At 52.5% G+C, this 3052-nt stretch carries 1 rRNA gene; it reads left to right on the top strand.

The annotated features are described in order from the left end of the window. The first annotated feature begins 114 nt into the window (after window positions 1-114). Window positions 115-3045: ribosomal RNA gene (locus ACTSEZ_RS21285) — 23S ribosomal RNA — on the top strand. Window positions 3046-3052: the final 7 nt, after the last annotated feature.

The raw sequence follows: 3052 nt of genomic DNA, 5'->3' as shown, positions 1-3052 counted from the left end.
GTTGTTCTTTGAAAACTGGATAACGTAATTGATAACAAGTAATTCACTGAGATTTACGCTTACCATAGTGATTTTCTTAGACTTTACAGTCTAAACAAACGATTGACCAATTTTGGTTAAGTTATGAAGGGCGCACGGTGGATGCCTTGGCACTAGGAGCCGATGAAGGACGGGACTAACACCGATATGCTTTGGGGAGCTGTAAGTAAGCTTTGATCCAGAGATTTCCGAATGGGGAAACCCACTGTTCGTAATGGAACAGTATCTTTACCTGAATACATAGGGTACTGAAGGCAGACCCGGGGAACTGAAACATCTAAGTACCCGGAGGAAGAGAAAGCAAATGCGATTTCCCAAGTAGCGGCGAGCGAAACGGAATCAGCCCAAACCAAGAGGCTTGCCTCTTGGGGTTGTAGGACACTCTATACGGAGTTACAAAGGAACGGGGTAGATGAAGCGGCCTGGAAAGGCCTGTCATAGAAGGTAAAAACCCTGTAGTCGAAACTTCGTTCCCTCCAGAGTGGATCCTGAGTACGGCGGGACACGTGAAATCCCGTCGGAATCCGGGAGGACCATCTCCCAAGGCTAAATACTACCTAGTGACCGATAGTGAACCAGTACCGTGAGGGAAAGGTGAAAAGCACCCCGGAAGGGGAGTGAAAAGATCCTGAAACCGTGTGCTTACAAGTAGTCAGAGCCCGTTAACGGGTGATGGCGTGCCTTTTGTAGAATGAACCGGCGAGTTACGATCCCGTGCAAGGTTAAGTTGATGAGACGGAGCCGCAGCGAAAGCGAGTCTGAATAGGGCGAATTAGTACGTGGTCGTAGACCCGAAACCAGGTGATCTACCCATGTCCAGGGTGAAGTTCAGGTAACACTGAATGGAGGCCCGAACCCACGCACGTTGAAAAGTGCGGGGATGAGGTGTGGGTAGCGGAGAAATTCCAATCGAACTTGGAGATAGCTGGTTCTCTCCGAAATAGCTTTAGGGCTAGCCTCGAGTATGAGAGTCTTGGAGGTAGAGCACTGATTGGACTAGGGGCCCTCATCGGGTTACCGAATTCAGTCAAACTCCGAATGCCAAAGACTTGCTCCTCGGGAGTCAGACTGCGAGTGATAAGATCCGTAGTCAAGAGGGAAACAGCCCAGACCGCCAGCTAAGGTCCCAAAGTATACGTTAAGTGGAAAAGGATGTGGAGTTGCTTAGACAACCAGGATGTTGGCTTAGAAGCAGCCACCATTTAAAGAGTGCGTAATAGCTCACTGGTCGAGTGACTCTGCGCCGAAAATGTACCGGGGCTAAACGTATCACCGAAGCTGCGGACTGTTCTTACGAACAGTGGTAGGAGAGCGTTCTAAGGGCGTCGAAGCCAGACCGGAAGGACTGGTGGAGCGCTTAGAAGTGAGAATGCCGGTATGAGTAGCGAAAGAGGGGTGAGAATCCCCTCCACCGAATGCCTAAGGTTTCCTGAGGAAGGCTCGTCCGCTCAGGGTTAGTCGGGACCTAAGCCGAGGCCGAAAGGCGTAGGCGATGGACAACAGGTTGATATTCCTGTACCACCTCCTCACCATTTGAGCAATGGGGGGACGCAGGAGGATAGGGCAAGCGCGCTGCTGGATATGCGCGTCCAAGCAGTTAGGCCGGGAAGTAGGCAAATCCGCTTCCCATATAAGGCTGAGCTGTGATGGCGAGGGAAATTTAGTACCGAAGTTCCTGATTCCACACTGCCAAGAAAAGCCTCTAGCGAGGTGAGAGGTGCCCGTACCGCAAACCGACACAGGTAGGCGAGGAGAGAATCCTAAGGTGAGCGAGAGAACTCTCGTTAAGGAACTCGGCAAAATGACCCCGTAACTTCGGGAGAAGGGGTGCTTTTTAGGGTGAATAGCCCTGAAAAGCCGCAGTGAATAGGCCCAGGCGACTGTTTAGCAAAAACACAGGTCTCTGCGAAGCCGCAAGGCGAAGTATAGGGGCTGACGCCTGCCCGGTGCTGGAAGGTTAAGGGGAGAGGTTAGCGCAAGCGAAGCTTTGAACCGAAGCCCCAGTAAACGGCGGCCGTAACTATAACGGTCCTAAGGTAGCGAAATTCCTTGTCGGGTAAGTTCCGACCCGCACGAAAGGCGTAACGATCTGGGCACTGTCTCAACGAGAGACTCGGTGAAATTATAGTACCTGTGAAGATGCAGGTTACCCGCGACAGGACGGAAAGACCCCGTGGAGCTTTACTGCAGCCTGATATTGAATTTTGGTACAGCTTGTACAGGATAGGTAGGAGCCTTGGAAACCGGAGCGCCAGCTTCGGTGGAGGCATTGGTGGGATACTACCCTTGCTGTATTGAAATTCTAACCCGCAGCCCTTACCGGGCTGGGAGACAGTGTCAGGCGGGCAGTTTGACTGGGGCGGTCGCCTCCTAAAATGTAACGGAGGCGCCCAAAGGTTCCCTCAGAATGGTTGGAAATCATTCGCAGAGTGTAAAGGCACAAGGGAGCTTGACTGCGAGACCTACAAGTCGAGCAGGGACGAAAGTCGGGCTTAGTGATCCGGTGGTTCCGCATGGAAGGGCCATCGCTCAACGGATAAAAGCTACCCCGGGGATAACAGGCTTATCTCCCCCAAGAGTCCACATCGACGGGGAGGTTTGGCACCTCGATGTCGGCTCATCGCATCCTGGGGCTGTAGTCGGTCCCAAGGGTTGGGCTGTTCGCCCATTAAAGCGGTACGCGAGCTGGGTTCAGAACGTCGTGAGACAGTTCGGTCCCTATCCGTCGTGGGCGCAGGAAATTTGAGAGGAGCTGTCCTTAGTACGAGAGGACCGGGATGGACGCACCGCTGGTGTACCAGTTGTCTTGCCAAAGGCATCGCTGGGTAGCTATGTGCGGAAGGGATAAGTGCTGAAAGCATCTAAGCATGAAGCCCCCCTCAAGATGAGATTTCCCATCACATTTGTGAGTAAGAACCCTGAAAGATGATCAGGTTGATAGGTCTGAGGTGGAAGCGCGGTGACGTGTGGAGCTGACAGATACTAATCGTTCGAGGACTTAACCACAGTCTAA

Source organism: Metabacillus mesotrionivorans (genome assembly GCF_052171315.1).
Taxonomy (GTDB): Bacteria; Bacillota; Bacilli; order Bacillales; family Bacillaceae; genus Bacillus_P.
The sequence above is the reverse complement of the archived record's forward strand: the minus strand, read 5'-3'. Positions and strand labels throughout refer to the sequence as shown.